Consider the following 13,356-nt stretch of genomic DNA (forward strand, 5'->3'; position numbering starts at 1 on the left):
TGCGATCCTGCGGCCATGACCGGGGACCTGAAGATCCTGCGCCAGCATGTCCTGCTGGCGGCGCGGCTGTTTCGGAACTACGGCGCGGTGCTGGCCGCCACCTGGCTCGCCGGCACCCTGCTCGGCGCGCTGCTGATGATGCTGGCGGTCGAGATCGGCTTCGCCGACCGGCTGGCCGGGCTGATCGCGCTGGTACCGGTGATCCTGCTGCAACTGGTGCTGTTCGTCGCCATGTTCGTGATCCTGCGCGATGGGCTGCCGGTGCTGCGTTTTCGCGCAAGACGCCGCCGCGAGGCGCCGGCCGCCGGAACGGAGGCGGCCGACGGCCGGCCCGGCATCGGCATGCTGGCCGGGGCGCTTCTGGCGGCGCTGATCCCGTTTTACGGCTATTATGCCGGCTGGGGCCTGCTCGGGAACACGCTGCGCGACTATTCCAAGGCGTTCCTTTCGACCTCGATGGAGCGCATCGACTTCACGGAGGTCTCGCCCGAACGGGCGCCCACCGCGCTTGAGGTGCAAAGCACGCTGTGGGTGGTGGCGGCGGTGCTGCTGATCTGGGCGATCCGGCGCGGCGCAAAGGCCATGCACAAGCGCAGCGAGGCCGGGATCTGGCCGCTGCTGGTCGTCGCCTGCGAGGCGAGCTGGGCGGTGCTGGGCCTTTACGTCATCGCGGGCTGGCAGGAGGGCTTCGTCGCATGGCTGGCCCAGCTGCCCTCGCCCGGCGCCTTGTGGCAGAGCCTGTTCCCGCCCGCCGCGGCCGAGGTCGTCGATGCCGCGCGCCGCCCGGTGGACTGGCCGCCCGCCTTCCAGCCCTGGCCCTGGCTGGTGCGGCTGTTCTGGTATGCGCTGCTGCCGCTGATCTGGTTCAACCTCGGTGCCATCGTCTACGGCCACGACCTGAACCTCATGGCCGAGGAGACGCGGCGCTCGGCCGGCAAGGTGCTGGACCGCTGGCAGGGGCTGCCGAAACCGCTGACCGACTTTCTCGGGCATTTCTGGGCCGGGCTGGTCAGGCGCTGGCATGCGGTGGCAAACGGCGTGCTGCTGGCCGGATCGGCGGGGTTTTCGCTGACCGTCTCGGTGCTGGTGCTGTGGCGGCTGGCCGACTGGGCGGGCCGCTGGGCCTGGATCGGGCTGGCCGAGCTGATCGGGCCGCAGGACCTGCGGGTCTGGCAGCTGGCGCAATATCCGCTGAACCTGCTGTTCGGTGCGCCGGGCCAGCAGCAGGACGGGGTGCTGGTCTGCGTCCTGCAGTTCTGCATCCTCGCCGCCGGGCTGGAGCTGGCCGGGCGGGCGCAGGCGACCCGGGCCGCTAGCGCAGATCGCGCAGCACCGGCCTGACCGGGAATTCCAGCGCCTCGGGCCGCGTTCCCAGGGCCGAGACGCGCAGCCGCGCCCCCTTCAGCAATTCGGCCGGCACCAGGAAAAGCTGGTCCGACAGGATCTCTTGCCCCTCGGGCGGCGCGTCATGGGACAAGGGGTTGCAACGGCCCATGTTCTCGCCATCGGGCGCGATCACCCGGACCGCCCCTTCGGCATCGGCGCTTGTCAGCGGCAGCCATTGCCGGCCAGCCGCGTCGCGCAGGCCGACATCGCAGCCGGCCCAGCCATGCCGCGCCGCCTCGGGACCGCGCAGCGCCAGACGGACCAGGACCAGCGCCCGCTCGGGCAGGTTGGGCGCGGTTCCCGCCCAGACCTGATCGACCCGGACATGCACGCCGCGCAGCTCGGCCGCCCCGCCCGCCTGCGTCACCTGCCATTCGCGCGCGCGGCGCAGGTCGGCGATCTCGGTCCAGCCGGCGACCACCACATTGGCAAGCAGCAGCACCGCGGCAAGGATGATCCACAGCAGGTGTTTCATGGCGCGAACCGGATGATCGGCTGGCGCTCGGGCAAGGCCGGCGGGGCGAGGTGCAGGGCGCTGTCGAAGACCGCGCTGGCGCTGCCCGTCAGCACCAGCGCCCCGCCCGCGACCTCGTCCTCGGGCAGCTCGAAGACGGCGATGGCGCGGTCGGTCAGGCCGGGCTGGAACCAGCGGCTTTCAAGCCCGCGCGGAATGTCCTCGGCGCGGTGCGACAGCGCATAGCGCCGCCCGCTCGCCCCCTGCCAGACCGCGTCGAGGCGCTGCGAGGCCAGCCTGGCCTCGGCCTCGATCTCGGCGATCAGGAACAGGCCGTCGCTGTCGCGGACCAGATCGCGGCCATAGCGGCGAAAGGCGATGCGCTCGGCCAGCCGCATGCCGGTGAAGCGGGCCCGGAAGCTGCGCGCCTCGCCGGTTTCGCCGGCCGCGACAGGGCTGCGGAACGGCTGCACGGTGCTGTCGTAATCCGGCGCGCTCTGCATCATGGCGCCCAGCAGCGCCGCCCCGGCCAGAACGATCAGGACGCGCCCCGCCCGGGTCATGGCGCCCCCTCGGGCGTGGTCGCCATGCGGCCGGCGGGCTGGAACAGCAGCCAGCTCGACTTGCCATAGAGATTGTCCCTGAGCTTGAAGGTCTGCCGCTGGAAGGTCAGCGAGACCGGCCCGGGCTGCCAGCCCGGCGGCACCCGCCAGGCCAGCGTCACCCGCTCGGCCAGCCGCGGCTGCAGGTGCCAGAGCAGCTCGCCGTCGCGGTCGAGCGTGACCTCCGGCTCGGGCCAGGCCACGCCTGCGGCAGCCAGTTCGGGCGGGTGCGCGGAAAGCCGAAGACGGCGGACTGGGTCTCTCCGGTCAGGTTCAGCAGCCGGGCGCGCAACAGCAGCCGCCGGGGCTCGCCCTCGCGTTCCGGCGGTGCCAGCGAAAGCGACAGCGGCGTGATCTCGGTCCGGCCCAGATCGACCGGCTGCCCCAGCGCCACCGCAGGCGGCTCCTGCGGCGCCCGCGCTTCCTCGACCTTCAGCCAAAGGCCGAGCAGCACCGCGGCCGCGACCCCGATCGAGGCGGCCATGCGCACCCTCAGACGCCGCAGCAGAGAGGCCCGTCGCTTACCCGTCATGCGGGAATTAAGGCGCAAGCCGCCGGGCAAGCTCAAGACGCGGGCGGCCGGGTCGGCGGAATCCGGCCGGAAAACCGCCCCGGTTCAGCGCAGCCCGGCCATGCGCAGCGCATCGACATAAAGCTCAAGATCCTCGGGATGCTGCAGCGGCGGCACCTTGCGCCAATGCGCGATGGTGAAGTTCGGGTGCACGCGCATCACCTCGCGCGCATGGTGGCGGGCCTCGTCCATCTGGCCCAGCAGCGCGTGGCTGGCGGCCAGAAGCCGATGCGCCTCGGAACCGTCGCGCATGCGGGAAAGCGCCTCGATGGCCTCGGCATATTCGCCCATGTGGAAATGGGCGTCACCCAGGAACCACAGATAGGCGTCCGGGTGATAGGGATTCAGCCGCATCGCCCGCCGGATCAGCCGCACCGCCCTTTCGCCTTGCCGCACATAGGCCAGGCAATCCCCCGTATAGGCCAGCAGGTCGGCGTCGTTGGGGTTCAGCGCCAGCGCATGCTCATAGGCCGACGTCGCCTCGGCGTGCTGCTTCTTGTAAAGATGCGCCAGCCCCATCTCGGAAAAGCCGCGCGCGTCGAACCCGTCGCATTCCACCGCGCGCTTCGCCAGGTCCAGCGCCCGGTCCAGCGCCGTCTGCGGATCGCTGCTCCAGTTGTAGCGCCATTCCACGTTGAAGGTCCGCGACATCGCCGCATAGCTGCGGCCATAGAGCGGATCGAGCTCCTGCGCCTGCTCGAACAGGCGGCGCGCGTGCAGGTTCGCCTCGGGACGGAAGCGGAAGTCCAGTTCCAGCCCGCGCAGCACCAGCCCATAGGCGTAAAGCGCCGGATGGGTCTGCTCGGCCAGCCGGCGCCGTTCGGCCGCCTCGATGCGCAGGGCGACGCGTGCGGCGGTCGTGGCGGCGATATCGTCCTGGATGTCGAGAATGCCCGCCATCGCCCCGTCGTAGCGTTCGGACCAGAGCGTGTTCTCGGTCTCGGCCTCGATCAGGTCCGCGGTGATCCTGATGCGGCTGTCCACGCGCCGGAAACTGCCGGCGAGCAGATAGCGCACCCCCAGCCGCCGGCCGATCTCGCGCAGCGACGCGACCTCGGCCGCCGCCAGGAAGGCGGAATGGCGGGCAATCACCATCAGGTGCCGGAACCGGCTGAGGCTGGTGATCAGATCGGCGGCAAGGCCCCGGCACAGATGCAGGTCGTTCGGGTCGCCCGAGAGGTTTTCCAGCGGCAAGACCGCCAGCGAGGCATCGGGCAAGGCCAGCGTCCCGGCGGCAGGCGGCGGCGCGGCAGGGATCGCGCGGGGCCCCGCCGCCGCCGAGGCGAGCCCGACCGCATAGATCTCGACCGGCGCCGTCATGTTCCTGAGCCGCTTGCGCCCCAGCGAGCGCAGGACCAGGTCGGGATGGCCGCGCACCAGCCGATAGACCGCTTCGGTGATGCAGACGCCGCCGGGCGCGGCGAAGCTCTGGATGCGCGCGGCCAGGTTGACGCTGTGGCCATAGACCCCGTCGTCGCCGGCAAAGACCTCGCCGATGGAGATGCCGATGCGATAGGCGATCGGCTCGGCCCCGCCGGTCCAGGCCGCGTCCTGCGACAGTTCCTGCTGCATCTCGAGCGCGAAATGCAGCGCCTGGTGGACGCTTTCGAAAACCGCCACCAGCCCGTCGCCGGCGGTATTCACCACCGAGCCGCCATAATCGCCGGCCAGCCGGCGGATCAGGCGCAGCGAGCGCGCCAGCCGGGCGACGGTGCCGGCCTCGTCCCGCTCGACCAGCCCGGTATAGCCTTGCACATCGGCATAAAGCACGGTGAGCAGCCGGGGACCGGACAGATCGGACTGCGCGCTCATCACCCTGACATCGGCTCCCGGCTTTCCTGCATGGCGGCAATGCCTGCCGGAGACCGTGAAATCCGCCCTGAACTGAACTGTCAAGTGCGGAAACCCCGGAAGCGGGCGGCTCCCCGACAGGCGGAACCGGCCGAACGGGTGCCGCCGCGCGCAGAGCAGCCGGCCGGAACCGGGATCGCGCCGGCGGTGCGCGCCGGACCGGCCGGGCCGAAAGCGACGCCGCCTTGCCGTTGTCGGATCGCCCAGTCAGGCCCGCGCCATCGGCGGGGGCGCAGGCGTCGGTCCCGGCTGCGAGGGCGCTTCGGCGGCCGGCCCAAGCAGCGCCAGCGGTTCGGCAAGGGCGCGGGCCGCCTCGCCCCAGGCGGGCGCATCCAGCTCCAGCCGGCGCAGCACCGCCGCCCTGCCCTGCCCCCGCTGCGCCAGCTTGACCATGGCGCGGTAATCGGCGGCCAGTCCGCCCAGCAGCCGGTCCAGCTCTTGCAGGTCCTGTTCCAGCCGGGCGGCGACCGCGGATTGCGCGCTGGCCTGCGTGGCGATGGCCAGCGCCGCCGCCACCGGAACGCTGCCGGCCCGAAGCCCGCGATAGTCCAATTCCAGCCGGTCGAGCAGCGCGGCCGGCCGCGACAGTCGGCCGGCATGAGACCCCGCCGCCCCCAGCAGCGCCTCGCCGCGCCAGTTCCCCGCCGCCGCCCGCGCCGCGGCGCCGATCAGCGCCCGGCCCAGCCGGTGACGCTGCGCCAAGGACATCTCGGCCCCGGCTTCCAGCAGCGCCTCGACCGCCGCCGCCAGCTTCTGGGCCAGTTCCTCGATGCGGGTGCAGGCCTGCATCATCGGCCCGTCGGCGCCCTCGGTCCGGTGCAGTTCGGCCGCCAGCGCGCCCCAGAGCCGCTGCGCGCTGAACCGGATCATCCCGGCGCCGCGCGGCGCGGTGCGGGTATGGCCGCGCAGGATGGAGCGGCAGCGATCCAGATCGCCCGCGGCGGCCTTCAGCAGCGCCGGCAGCTGCGCGGCGTCGCAGGGCGGCGCGGCCAGGCCGCGGGCCAGCGTCCCGGCCTGGACCAGCAGGCTGCGGGTGCGGGGCAGCAGATGGTCCAGGCAATAGCGCGACATGGCGCGCAGATCGGCCTCGGCCTTGGCGGCCGCGCCCTCCATGGCGCCGGTGCCGCGCCCGCAGAGGGGGCGCGGCTGCCCGCCCTGCAAGCCGGCCCGGACCTGCAAAAGCAGCGCCGTCATCGCCAGCCGATGCAGGGCCGCCCCGGTCAGGGCCGGAAGATCGGGGGCATGGACGGCTGTGCATGGCGGCTTGGACATTGCGGCGGCTCTCGGGCTGTCATGGTTGCGCCTTGCTCCTGCCGTATCGATCGGCCACAATCAGTGCGCGAACGCACAGAGCCGGCATATTCGACCTGCAACCGGCCGGATCGAGGCCATGACACCGGAACAGGGCGCGGGTGATGACGGAAACGCTGGGGCTGGGCGATCTGGATTGGTTTGCCGGGCTGACGCCGTGGGATCTGGCCCCGATCGAAGCCGCCCTGCGGCGGCGGCAGTTCGACCAGGGACAGCTGATCCTGGAGCGCGGCGATCCGGGCGATACGGTGCTGTTCGTGCTGTCGGGCCGCGTGCTTGCCGTGCACTGGACGCAGGCCGGGCGCGAGATCGTCTATAGCGACATCGGGCCCGGCTGCGCCTGCGGCGAGCTGTCGGTGCTGTCGGGCAGCCCGCGCTCGCTGTCGCTTTACGCCCGCAGCGCCTGCACGCTGTTCGAGATGCCCGGCGCGCTGCTGCTGGAGCTGATCGGGACCCATCCCTCGGTGCGACAGGCGATCATGGGCCATCTGGTGCGCCAGATCCACGGCCTGACCGACCGGGTGCATGCACTGATCTCGCTCAGCGTCGAGGAGCGGCTGCGCGCCTATCTGCTGCGCATCGCGCTGGAGCGCGGCGGGCTTGAGCGCGGCCGCGTGCTGCGCGACCTGCCGACCCATGCCGAGATCGCCAATATCGTCGGCGCCAACCGCGAGGCGATCAGCCGAAACTTGGCCAAGCTTGGCCGCGAGGGCGTGATCGAGAGCGGCCGCCGCTTCCTGCGCATCCTGCGCCCCGAGGCACTGTTCCCGCAGGCCGCCGAAACGGCCGCCCCGCCCGCGTTCAGCCCGCCAGAAGCTCGTCCGGAGTGACCGCCGCCAGCCCCAGCGCCTCGCCCACCGGCGGCGAGGTCAGCCGCCCCTCATGCGTGGCAAGCCCGGCGCGCAGATGCGGGTCCTGTTCCAGCGCGCGCCGCCAGCCCTTGTCGGCCAGCGCCAGCAGGAAGGGCAGCGTGGCATTGCCAAGCGCCTGGGTCGAGGTCCGCGCCACCGCGCCGGGCATGTTGGCGACGCAGTAATGGACGATGCCATCGACCTCGTAGATCGGGTCCTGATGGGTGGTCGGGCGCGAGGTCTCGAAGCAGCCGCCCTGGTCGATGGCGACATCGACCAGCACCGCGCCGCGCGGCATGGTTTCCAGCTGGGCCCGCGACACCAGCTTGGGCGCCGCCGCGCCCGGCACCAGCACGGCGCCGATCACCATGTCGGCGGTCTGGATCAGCTCGGCGGTCGCCGCGGCGCTGGCGTGCTGGGTGGTCAGCTTGCCCATGAACAGGTCGTCCAGCCAGGACAGCCGCGGCAGCGAGCGGTCCATCACCGTCACGTTCGCGCCCATGCCGACCGCGACCCGCGCCGCCGCGGCGCCGACCACGCCGCCGCCGATGATCAGCACATTGGCCGGCCGGACCCCCGGCACCCCGCCCAGCAGCACGCCGCGCCCGCCATTGGCCTTTTGCAGCGCCCATGAGCCGACCTGCGGCGCCAAGCGCCCCGCCACCTCGGACATGGGCGCAAGCAGGGGCAGGCCGCCGCGCGCATCCGTCACCGTCTCATAGGCGATGGCCGTCACGCCCGAGTCGAGCAGGTCGCGGGTCTGCGCCGGATCGGGCGCCAGATGCAGATAGGTGAAGAGCACCTGCCCCTGCCGCAGCATGGCGCGTTCCTGGGGCTGCGGCTCCTTGACCTTGACGATCAGGTCGGCGGCGGCAAAGACCGAGGCCGCGTCCGGCGCGATCTGCGCCCCGGCGGCCAGATAGTCCTGATCCGCGAAACCGGCGCCCAGCCCGGCATCGGTCTCGACCAGGACCTGATGACCGTGGGCCACGGCTTCGGCGGCGGCGGCCGGCGTCAGGCCGACGCGGAATTCCTGCGGCTTGATTTCCCTGGGGCAGCCGATCTTCATGCTCATCTCCTCTCCTCGCGCTGGTTTCGGTGCGGGTGCGCGACCAGTCTGCCTGCTTGGCCCGCAAGCTGTTGCGAAGATGGCCCCGGCTGGCGCGCCCGAACGGAACAGGACCCTCCGGATGGCGAGAAGAATCGAAGATCCTTCCATCGTCAAGCCGATTGGCGCAATGCCGCCCCCGTTTCCGGCCCCGCGGCGCGCGGAATGCCCGAATCGATGCGGAGGAAGAGCGGCGGCCTCGGCCGGCGATCAGGCGCCGGTGCAGAAACTGGCGTAAAGCACCGCCATCACCCGCCGCGCCGGCTCGCTTTCGATGCGATACCAGATCACCTGCCCGTCCCGGCGCCCGGCGATGATGCGGTCGCGGCGCAGCAGCGCCAGATGCTGCGAGACCGTCGAATCGCGGATGCCCAGGAAAGCGGCAAGCTGGCCCACCGACTTTTCTCCCGAACTCAGCGCGCAAAGGATCATCAGCCGGTGCTGGTTGCCCAGCGATTTCAGGAACTCGCTGGCCTCGGCCGCAGCCGCGCGCATCGCCTCCGGGTCGATCCCGGCAGCATCGGGTCGGGAGCAGTCTGGCTGGGTGTCGCTGGTCATTCTTGCATACCTACACGATTCCGAATATATGGTCAAGCTGCCCGCCCGGAACAACGAGGTTCGACCATGTCCGGCCCGGACAGCCAGATCGTCTGCATCGCCTGCGGCGCGGTAAACCGCCTGCCGCCCGCGCGCGATCCGGCCGCCGCGCGCTGCGGCAAATGCCGGAAGGCGCTGTTTTCCGGCCAGCCGGCCGAGGTGGACGGACGGATGTTCCAGCGCCAGATCGGCCGCAGTTCGATCCCGGTTCTGGTCGATGTCTGGGCGCCCTGGTGCGGCCCCTGCCGGATGATGGCGCCGGAATTCGCCCGCGCCGCCGCCCTTCTGGAACCGGCGATGCGGCTGATCAAGCTGAACTCCGAGGCCGAGCCACAGGCCGCCGCCGCCCTTGGCATCCGCGGCATCCCGACGCTGCTTCTCTATCGCGGCGGGCGCGAGATCGCGCGGCAATCCGGCGCCATGGACGCGGCTTCGATCGCCGGCTGGGCCCAGGCGCGGCTACGCGGCTGAGGGCGGCGCGGTTGCCGCGGCGGCACGCTCGGTTAAGCTGGAGGCCGGAACAAGACGGGCGAGGACGACATGGGCCAACTGATCGACGGCATCTGGCATGACGAATGGTATGACACGGAAAGCAGCGGCGGACGTTTCCAGCGCAGCGTGACCGCCTATCGCAACTGGATCACCCCGGACGGGAGCCCCGGTCCCAGCGGCAAGGGCGGCTTTGGCCCCGAAAGCGGGCGCTACCATCTCTATGTCTCCTATGCCTGCCCCTGGGCGCATCGCACGCTGATCTTTCGCGCGATCAAGGGGCTGGCGCCGCATATCGACGTCTCGGCCGTGCATCCCGACATGCTGTCCGAGGGCTGGACCTTCGCCACCGACTTCCCCGGCGCGACCGGAGACCGGCTGTTCGGCCTGCCCTACCTGCGCGACATCTACCTGAAGGTGGATCCGAAGGCTTCGGGCCGGGTGACGGTGCCGGTGCTGTGGGACAAGGCCCAGGGCACCATCGCCAGCAACGAAAGCGCCGAGATCATCCGCATGTTCAATTCCGCCTTCGACGGGCTGACCGGCAATCGCGACGACTATTGCCCGGCCGACCTGCGGGAGCGCATCGACGCGATGAACGAGCGCATCTACGACCGGGTGAACAACGGCGTCTACAAGGCCGGATTCGCCACCTCGCAAGCGGCCTATGACGAGGCCGTGCAACCGCTGTTCGAAACGCTGGACTGGCTCGAGGGCCATCTGGCCGCCAACCGCTACCTGTGCGGCGACCGGATCACCGAGGCGGACTGGCGGCTTTTCACCACCGCGCTGCGCTTCGATCCAGTCTATCACACGCATTTCAAATGCAACCGCCGCTGGCTGCGCGAATATCCGAACCTCTGGGGCTGGACGCGCGAGCTTTACCAATGGCCGGGCGTCGCCGAGACGGTGCATTTCGACCATATCGTGCGGCATTACCATTACAGCCACGTCACGATAAACCCGCATCGCATCGTCCCGATCAATCCTCTGATCGACTGGGAGGAGCCGCACGGCCGGGGTTGAGACGAGGCGCCGCAGGGTTTTCCCCTGGACTGACAAGTCTGCCCGCACCAGCCACGCGATAATCGCGCCGGTCGCCGTTCCTGGATCTGGAGATGTCGATCGGCGCCCGCGCGGAGGATGACGAGCAGGCCGAACAGGGCCCGGCCGGAATGGGAGGCCGGAAGGAGGTGATTTCCGGGGCAGAACCGGGTCTTTCAAGGGCGCTGCGCCGGCCCCGAGAAATTTTCCCGACGGCTGTATTTTTCCGCTTGCGCCCGCCGACGCGCCCTCCTATACGACGCCTCACACGGGCGCCGGAGACGCCGCCCGAGACCTCCGGTGGGGCCATAGCTCAGTTGGTAGAGCGCTTGAATGGCATTCAAGAGGTCAGGGGTTCGACTCCCCTTGGCTCCACCAATTCAGCCGCTATGCGACTGCGAAACCTCCAGAATTTACTGCATATTCGCCTTCCGCGCCCTTGAAATCGCTCTTGAATCCCGGAACATGAGGCAGGGCGATGGATATCACCCGGGATCGCCGCACTGGTAAATCGTGAAACGGGTGCTCCAAAAGGTTCGCCCATGCCGATCCCCGGTAGAAGGTGACGCGGACGCTCTGGACCGCCTCCGAACGCGAGGCGAGGATCAAGGCCGCAGAGGCCGAGGTCATGGCCCATGGGGAACCGGGCAAGCCGATGATGCGGCTGCCGCCTATGAGGCGGCGCGGAAGCTGGCGCAGGCACGCGAGTTTCCTTACCGCCCGGCAGCGGAACTGGCAGCCGGGTCGATTGACAACCTGCTCACGCGGCTTGAGGCGCTTGTCCGCTCCGATGGGACCTTCACGCCTCTGGCGGAAGCCTCTGCCCTTCACGGTGCAATGGACAAGCCGCCCGTCTCGATCACGGCGGCGCTGGCCGAGTTCGTGAAATTTACGGCCATCAAGCGATGAGAGCCCTCTGGACAGGCATCGTGAGGCATCCCTGGCGCTGGCCTCCTGCTTGTCCGATCCCCCATGACTGGCGGGAAAATGCCTATGGGTCAGAGAGCGATTGTCGGGTCTCCGCCGACTACCGGCAGAGGGGTTGGTGGCGGCGCCGAGAGGTGCAACCCTTCCCTTGCTCCGGGCCTTCTTGCCCGTTGACGCATTGAGGAGACACGATCATGGCCACCACGATCCATGGAACAGACGGGAACGACCGCCTGACCGTCGCAGGCGACGACGACACCTATAGAATCAACATGCTGAACGGCAGGGATTTTGTGGATGTGACGCAGATCTCCGCCCGCTATGTGGCAGTCAACTTCTCGGACGGGAACGATACGGTGCAAGGTGGCGATACGAGCCATTCCATCAGCTTCTTCGGCGGTGGAAATGCCTTCACCACAGGGGCCGGGGACGATACGTTCTACAACAACAATGTCGGCGCCGGGAACGTGATCGCGGCCGGCGCGGGCGTGGACATGTTCTCGGTCTACGGCGACGGGGCTTTCGCGAATCTGGAAGAGGGGCGGGTCTCCGTCCGGTCGCCGCATACCGGCATCATCTATGATTACGAGGTGTCGGGCGTCGAGAATCTCTCGGGAACCCCCGACGCTGACATACTGGTCGGCAGCGAAGGCGAGAACAGCCTCAGGGGAGGCGTGGGGAACGACCTGTTATCCGGCAGGGGCGGCAACGATACTCTGGACGGCTGGGAGGAAATGCCTGGAGGGAGCGGGAACGATACCTTTGTGGGAGGCTACGGGGCTGACCACATCACCACGGGTAACGGTCACGACAAGATCAGGATAGACCGCCTTGCGGAAAGCCGGCCGGGCCACGAAGACATCATCACCGACCTCAGCACCAGCGACCGTATCGACCTGTCGCGGATCGACGCGGATCAGACCATGGACGGCAATCAGAGTTTCGAGTTTATCGGGCAGGAGGCATTCTCCGGGAACGCGGGAGAGCTGAGATATGAGGTCAGCGGGTCCGATCTGGTCGTGCTCGCCGATGCCGATGGCGACGGGGCAGCCGACCTGTCGGTCATTCTGAGCGACCTGCGCACATTGACCGAGGACAGTTTCATCCTCTAGCAGCCCCCATAGCCTGGTCACGTCAGGATGCGCGGACGTTCGGAGATCACCCGCATCAAGCGGGTCCAGCATGGGGCGAGCTGTGCGGGGTGCCAATCGCATCCCTCCTGCAGTCCCCGCCCCTGCCTTGTCCCGCCCCTGCGATCTCCGTGAATGATGCGCTACGGTCCCCGAGGATCCCTCGCATTCGTTGCGCACCGGCTGCGATCCGTCGGGATCGATCCTCCTGGCTCCTGCGCCGCATTCCGGAACCGGCCGTGACGGAAATGGCGTCGCGCGCCTGACGGCACGCTGAAGACCCTTAGCGGATGTGGCTGAGCGAATGGCTCTTTCGCTATCGATTCTCGCCAGGTGCGAGCGACATCCGAAGAGCTGGCCGGATGTGATGGAACAATACCCTTGAGGTTTCGTTTTCCCCGCTCAACATCGATCCGAGCTTGCAACTGATGGGAGGTTGCCATGAAAGTCAGCGACTGCATGACGGCGGAAGTGAGAATCGCCAATCCTGAACAGACCATTCGCGAGATAGCGCAGATGATGGGGCAGATCGACGCCGGGGCGATGCCCGTGGGCGACGATGACCGGCTGGTCGGCATGATCACGGATCGCGATATCGTAATCCGCGGCGTCGCGATGGGGAAAGGGCCTGACACAAAGGTGCGCGAGGTCATGAGCTCGGAGGTCAGATATTGCTTCGAGGATGAAGAAGTCGAGCAAGTCCTGGAGAATATGGGAGACTTGCAGGTGCGGCGCCTGCCTGTTCTCAATCGTGACAAGCGGCTGGTCGGGATCATCTCTCTGGGCGACCTCGCGAGGAACGGCGAGGTGGCGGAAGCCGGCGAGGCTTTGAGCGACATCTCGGAGCCGGGGGGCGAGCATTCTCAAACCGCGCAATAGCGCACATTCAGGGCGGACCCTTGCGGCCTTGGCCTCTTGTCGGTCAGCGACCCTCCCGCAAGCTCCCGGCGAGTAGCCCCGCAATGCAGGCGCAGGCTGGCCCCGTGCTTGCCTCCAAGGCCAAAGTCGGCCTTGCACCGGCCGGTCGCAGCCGCG

14 protein-coding genes and 1 tRNA gene are annotated in these 13,356 nt (G+C 69.1%); 7 read left to right on the plus strand and 8 right to left on the minus strand.

Going from position 1 to position 13,356, the window contains the following annotated elements; genetic code table 11:
- Window positions 1-15: 15 nt before the first annotated feature.
- Window positions 16-1,341, plus strand: a complete 1,326-nt coding sequence (locus tag LOS78_RS13875; RefSeq protein WP_230377154.1) for a hypothetical protein — start codon at window positions 16-18, stop codon at window positions 1,339-1,341.
- Here LOS78_RS13875 and LOS78_RS13880 read toward each other — a convergent pair.
- The 6 genes from LOS78_RS13880 to LOS78_RS13905 form a co-directional block, all read right to left on the minus strand.
- A complete protein-coding gene (locus LOS78_RS13880) occupies window positions 1,313-1,861 on the minus strand; it encodes a hypothetical protein (RefSeq protein WP_230377156.1) in 549 nt (182 codons plus the stop codon). The two genes, LOS78_RS13875 and LOS78_RS13880, sit on opposite strands and share 29 nt — an antisense overlap.
- The gene (locus LOS78_RS13885) at window positions 1,858-2,403 is read right to left on the minus strand and encodes a hypothetical protein (RefSeq protein WP_230377158.1); all 546 of its coding nucleotides are present in this window, start codon (window positions 2,401-2,403) and stop codon (window positions 1,858-1,860) included. The genes LOS78_RS13880 and LOS78_RS13885 overlap by 4 nt, the downstream gene beginning before the upstream one ends.
- Window positions 2,400-2,645, minus strand: coding sequence for a hypothetical protein (locus LOS78_RS13890; protein ID WP_230377159.1), 246 nt, complete (start codon window positions 2,643-2,645; stop codon window positions 2,400-2,402). The genes LOS78_RS13885 and LOS78_RS13890 overlap by 4 nt, the downstream gene beginning before the upstream one ends.
- Window positions 2,561-2,926 (minus strand): hypothetical protein, encoded by a 366-nt coding sequence (locus tag LOS78_RS13895; RefSeq protein ID WP_230377160.1) that lies wholly within the window; start codon window positions 2,924-2,926, stop codon window positions 2,561-2,563. Before LOS78_RS13895 ends, LOS78_RS13890 begins: the two co-directional genes overlap by 85 nt.
- A gap of 132 nt (window positions 2,927-3,058) precedes the next feature.
- Window positions 3,059-4,825, minus strand: coding sequence for a tetratricopeptide repeat protein (locus tag LOS78_RS13900; protein ID WP_230377161.1), 1,767 nt, complete (start codon window positions 4,823-4,825; stop codon window positions 3,059-3,061).
- Between the two features lie 246 nt (window positions 4,826-5,071).
- A complete protein-coding gene (locus LOS78_RS13905) occupies window positions 5,072-6,136 on the minus strand; it encodes a hypothetical protein (RefSeq protein ID WP_230377162.1) in 1,065 nt (354 codons plus the stop codon).
- A gap of 143 nt (window positions 6,137-6,279) precedes the next feature.
- Between LOS78_RS13905 and LOS78_RS13910 the strand changes: the two genes are divergently transcribed.
- Window positions 6,280-7,005 carry a Crp/Fnr family transcriptional regulator gene (locus LOS78_RS13910; protein ID WP_230377163.1) on the plus strand — a complete coding sequence of 242 codons (726 nt, stop codon included), beginning with the start codon at window positions 6,280-6,282 and terminating at the stop codon, window positions 7,003-7,005.
- Here the strand turns inward: LOS78_RS13910 and ald are convergent.
- Both ald and LOS78_RS13920 read right to left on the minus strand, forming a co-directional pair.
- A complete protein-coding gene (ald, locus tag LOS78_RS13915) occupies window positions 6,977-8,095 on the minus strand; it encodes an alanine dehydrogenase (protein ID WP_230378522.1) in 1,119 nt (372 codons plus the stop codon). The two genes, LOS78_RS13910 and ald, sit on opposite strands and share 29 nt — an antisense overlap.
- 249 nt (window positions 8,096-8,344) lie before the next feature.
- Window positions 8,345-8,692, minus strand: a complete 348-nt coding sequence (locus LOS78_RS13920) for a metalloregulator ArsR/SmtB family transcription factor (protein ID WP_230377164.1) — start codon at window positions 8,690-8,692, stop codon at window positions 8,345-8,347.
- 66 nt (window positions 8,693-8,758) lie between these two features.
- On the opposite strand from LOS78_RS13920, the gene LOS78_RS13925 reads away from it, so the two are divergent.
- The 5 genes from LOS78_RS13925 (at window position 8,759) to LOS78_RS13945 (ending at window position 13,200) form a co-directional block, all read left to right on the plus strand.
- A complete protein-coding gene (locus tag LOS78_RS13925; RefSeq protein ID WP_230377165.1) occupies window positions 8,759-9,202 on the plus strand; it encodes a co-chaperone YbbN in 444 nt (147 codons plus the stop codon).
- A gap of 69 nt (window positions 9,203-9,271) precedes the next feature.
- The gene (locus LOS78_RS13930; RefSeq protein WP_230377167.1) at window positions 9,272-10,246 is read left to right on the plus strand and encodes a glutathione S-transferase family protein; all 975 of its coding nucleotides are present in this window, start codon (window positions 9,272-9,274) and stop codon (window positions 10,244-10,246) included.
- Between the two features lie 320 nt (window positions 10,247-10,566).
- A tRNA-Ala gene (locus LOS78_RS13935) sits at window positions 10,567-10,642 on the plus strand.
- A gap of 743 nt (window positions 10,643-11,385) precedes the next feature.
- Window positions 11,386-12,303 carry a calcium-binding protein gene (locus LOS78_RS13940; RefSeq protein ID WP_230377169.1) on the plus strand — a complete coding sequence of 306 codons (918 nt, stop codon included), beginning with the start codon at window positions 11,386-11,388 and terminating at the stop codon, window positions 12,301-12,303.
- Window positions 12,304-12,762: 459 nt separating this feature from the next.
- Entirely contained in the window at window positions 12,763-13,200 is a 438-nt protein-coding gene (locus LOS78_RS13945) for a CBS domain-containing protein (protein WP_028712468.1), read from the plus strand.
- Window positions 13,201-13,356: the final 156 nt, after the last annotated feature.

This window comes from Paracoccus sp. MA (genome assembly GCF_020990385.1).
Classification (GTDB): domain Bacteria; phylum Pseudomonadota; class Alphaproteobacteria; order Rhodobacterales; family Rhodobacteraceae; genus Paracoccus.

Coding starts and splice junctions, on each gene's coding strand:
- LOS78_RS13910 (WP_230377163.1), top strand. CDS start 6,280: ATGACGGAAACGCTGGGGCTGGGCGATCTGGATTGGTTTGCCGGGCTG.
- LOS78_RS13925 (WP_230377165.1), top strand. CDS start 8,759: ATGTCCGGCCCGGACAGCCAGATCGTCTGCATCGCCTGCGGCGCGGTA.
- LOS78_RS13885 (WP_230377158.1), bottom strand. CDS start 2,403: ATGACCCGGGCGGGGCGCGTCCTGATCGTTCTGGCCGGGGCGGCGCTG.
- LOS78_RS13875 (WP_230377154.1), top strand. CDS start 16: ATGACCGGGGACCTGAAGATCCTGCGCCAGCATGTCCTGCTGGCGGCG.
- LOS78_RS13940 (WP_230377169.1), top strand. CDS start 11,386: ATGGCCACCACGATCCATGGAACAGACGGGAACGACCGCCTGACCGTC.
- LOS78_RS13945 (WP_028712468.1), top strand. CDS start 12,763: ATGAAAGTCAGCGACTGCATGACGGCGGAAGTGAGAATCGCCAATCCT.
- LOS78_RS13930 (WP_230377167.1), top strand. CDS start 9,272: ATGGGCCAACTGATCGACGGCATCTGGCATGACGAATGGTATGACACG.
- LOS78_RS13895 (WP_230377160.1), bottom strand. CDS start 2,926: ATGGCCGCCTCGATCGGGGTCGCGGCCGCGGTGCTGCTCGGCCTTTGG.
- LOS78_RS13880 (WP_230377156.1), bottom strand. CDS start 1,861: ATGAAACACCTGCTGTGGATCATCCTTGCCGCGGTGCTGCTGCTTGCC.
- LOS78_RS13920 (WP_230377164.1), bottom strand. CDS start 8,692: ATGACCAGCGACACCCAGCCAGACTGCTCCCGACCCGATGCTGCCGGG.
- LOS78_RS13900 (WP_230377161.1), bottom strand. CDS start 4,825: ATGAGCGCGCAGTCCGATCTGTCCGGTCCCCGGCTGCTCACCGTGCTT.
- LOS78_RS13905 (WP_230377162.1), bottom strand. CDS start 6,136: ATGTCCAAGCCGCCATGCACAGCCGTCCATGCCCCCGATCTTCCGGCC.
- ald (WP_230378522.1), bottom strand. CDS start 8,095: ATGAAGATCGGCTGCCCCAGGGAAATCAAGCCGCAGGAATTCCGCGTC.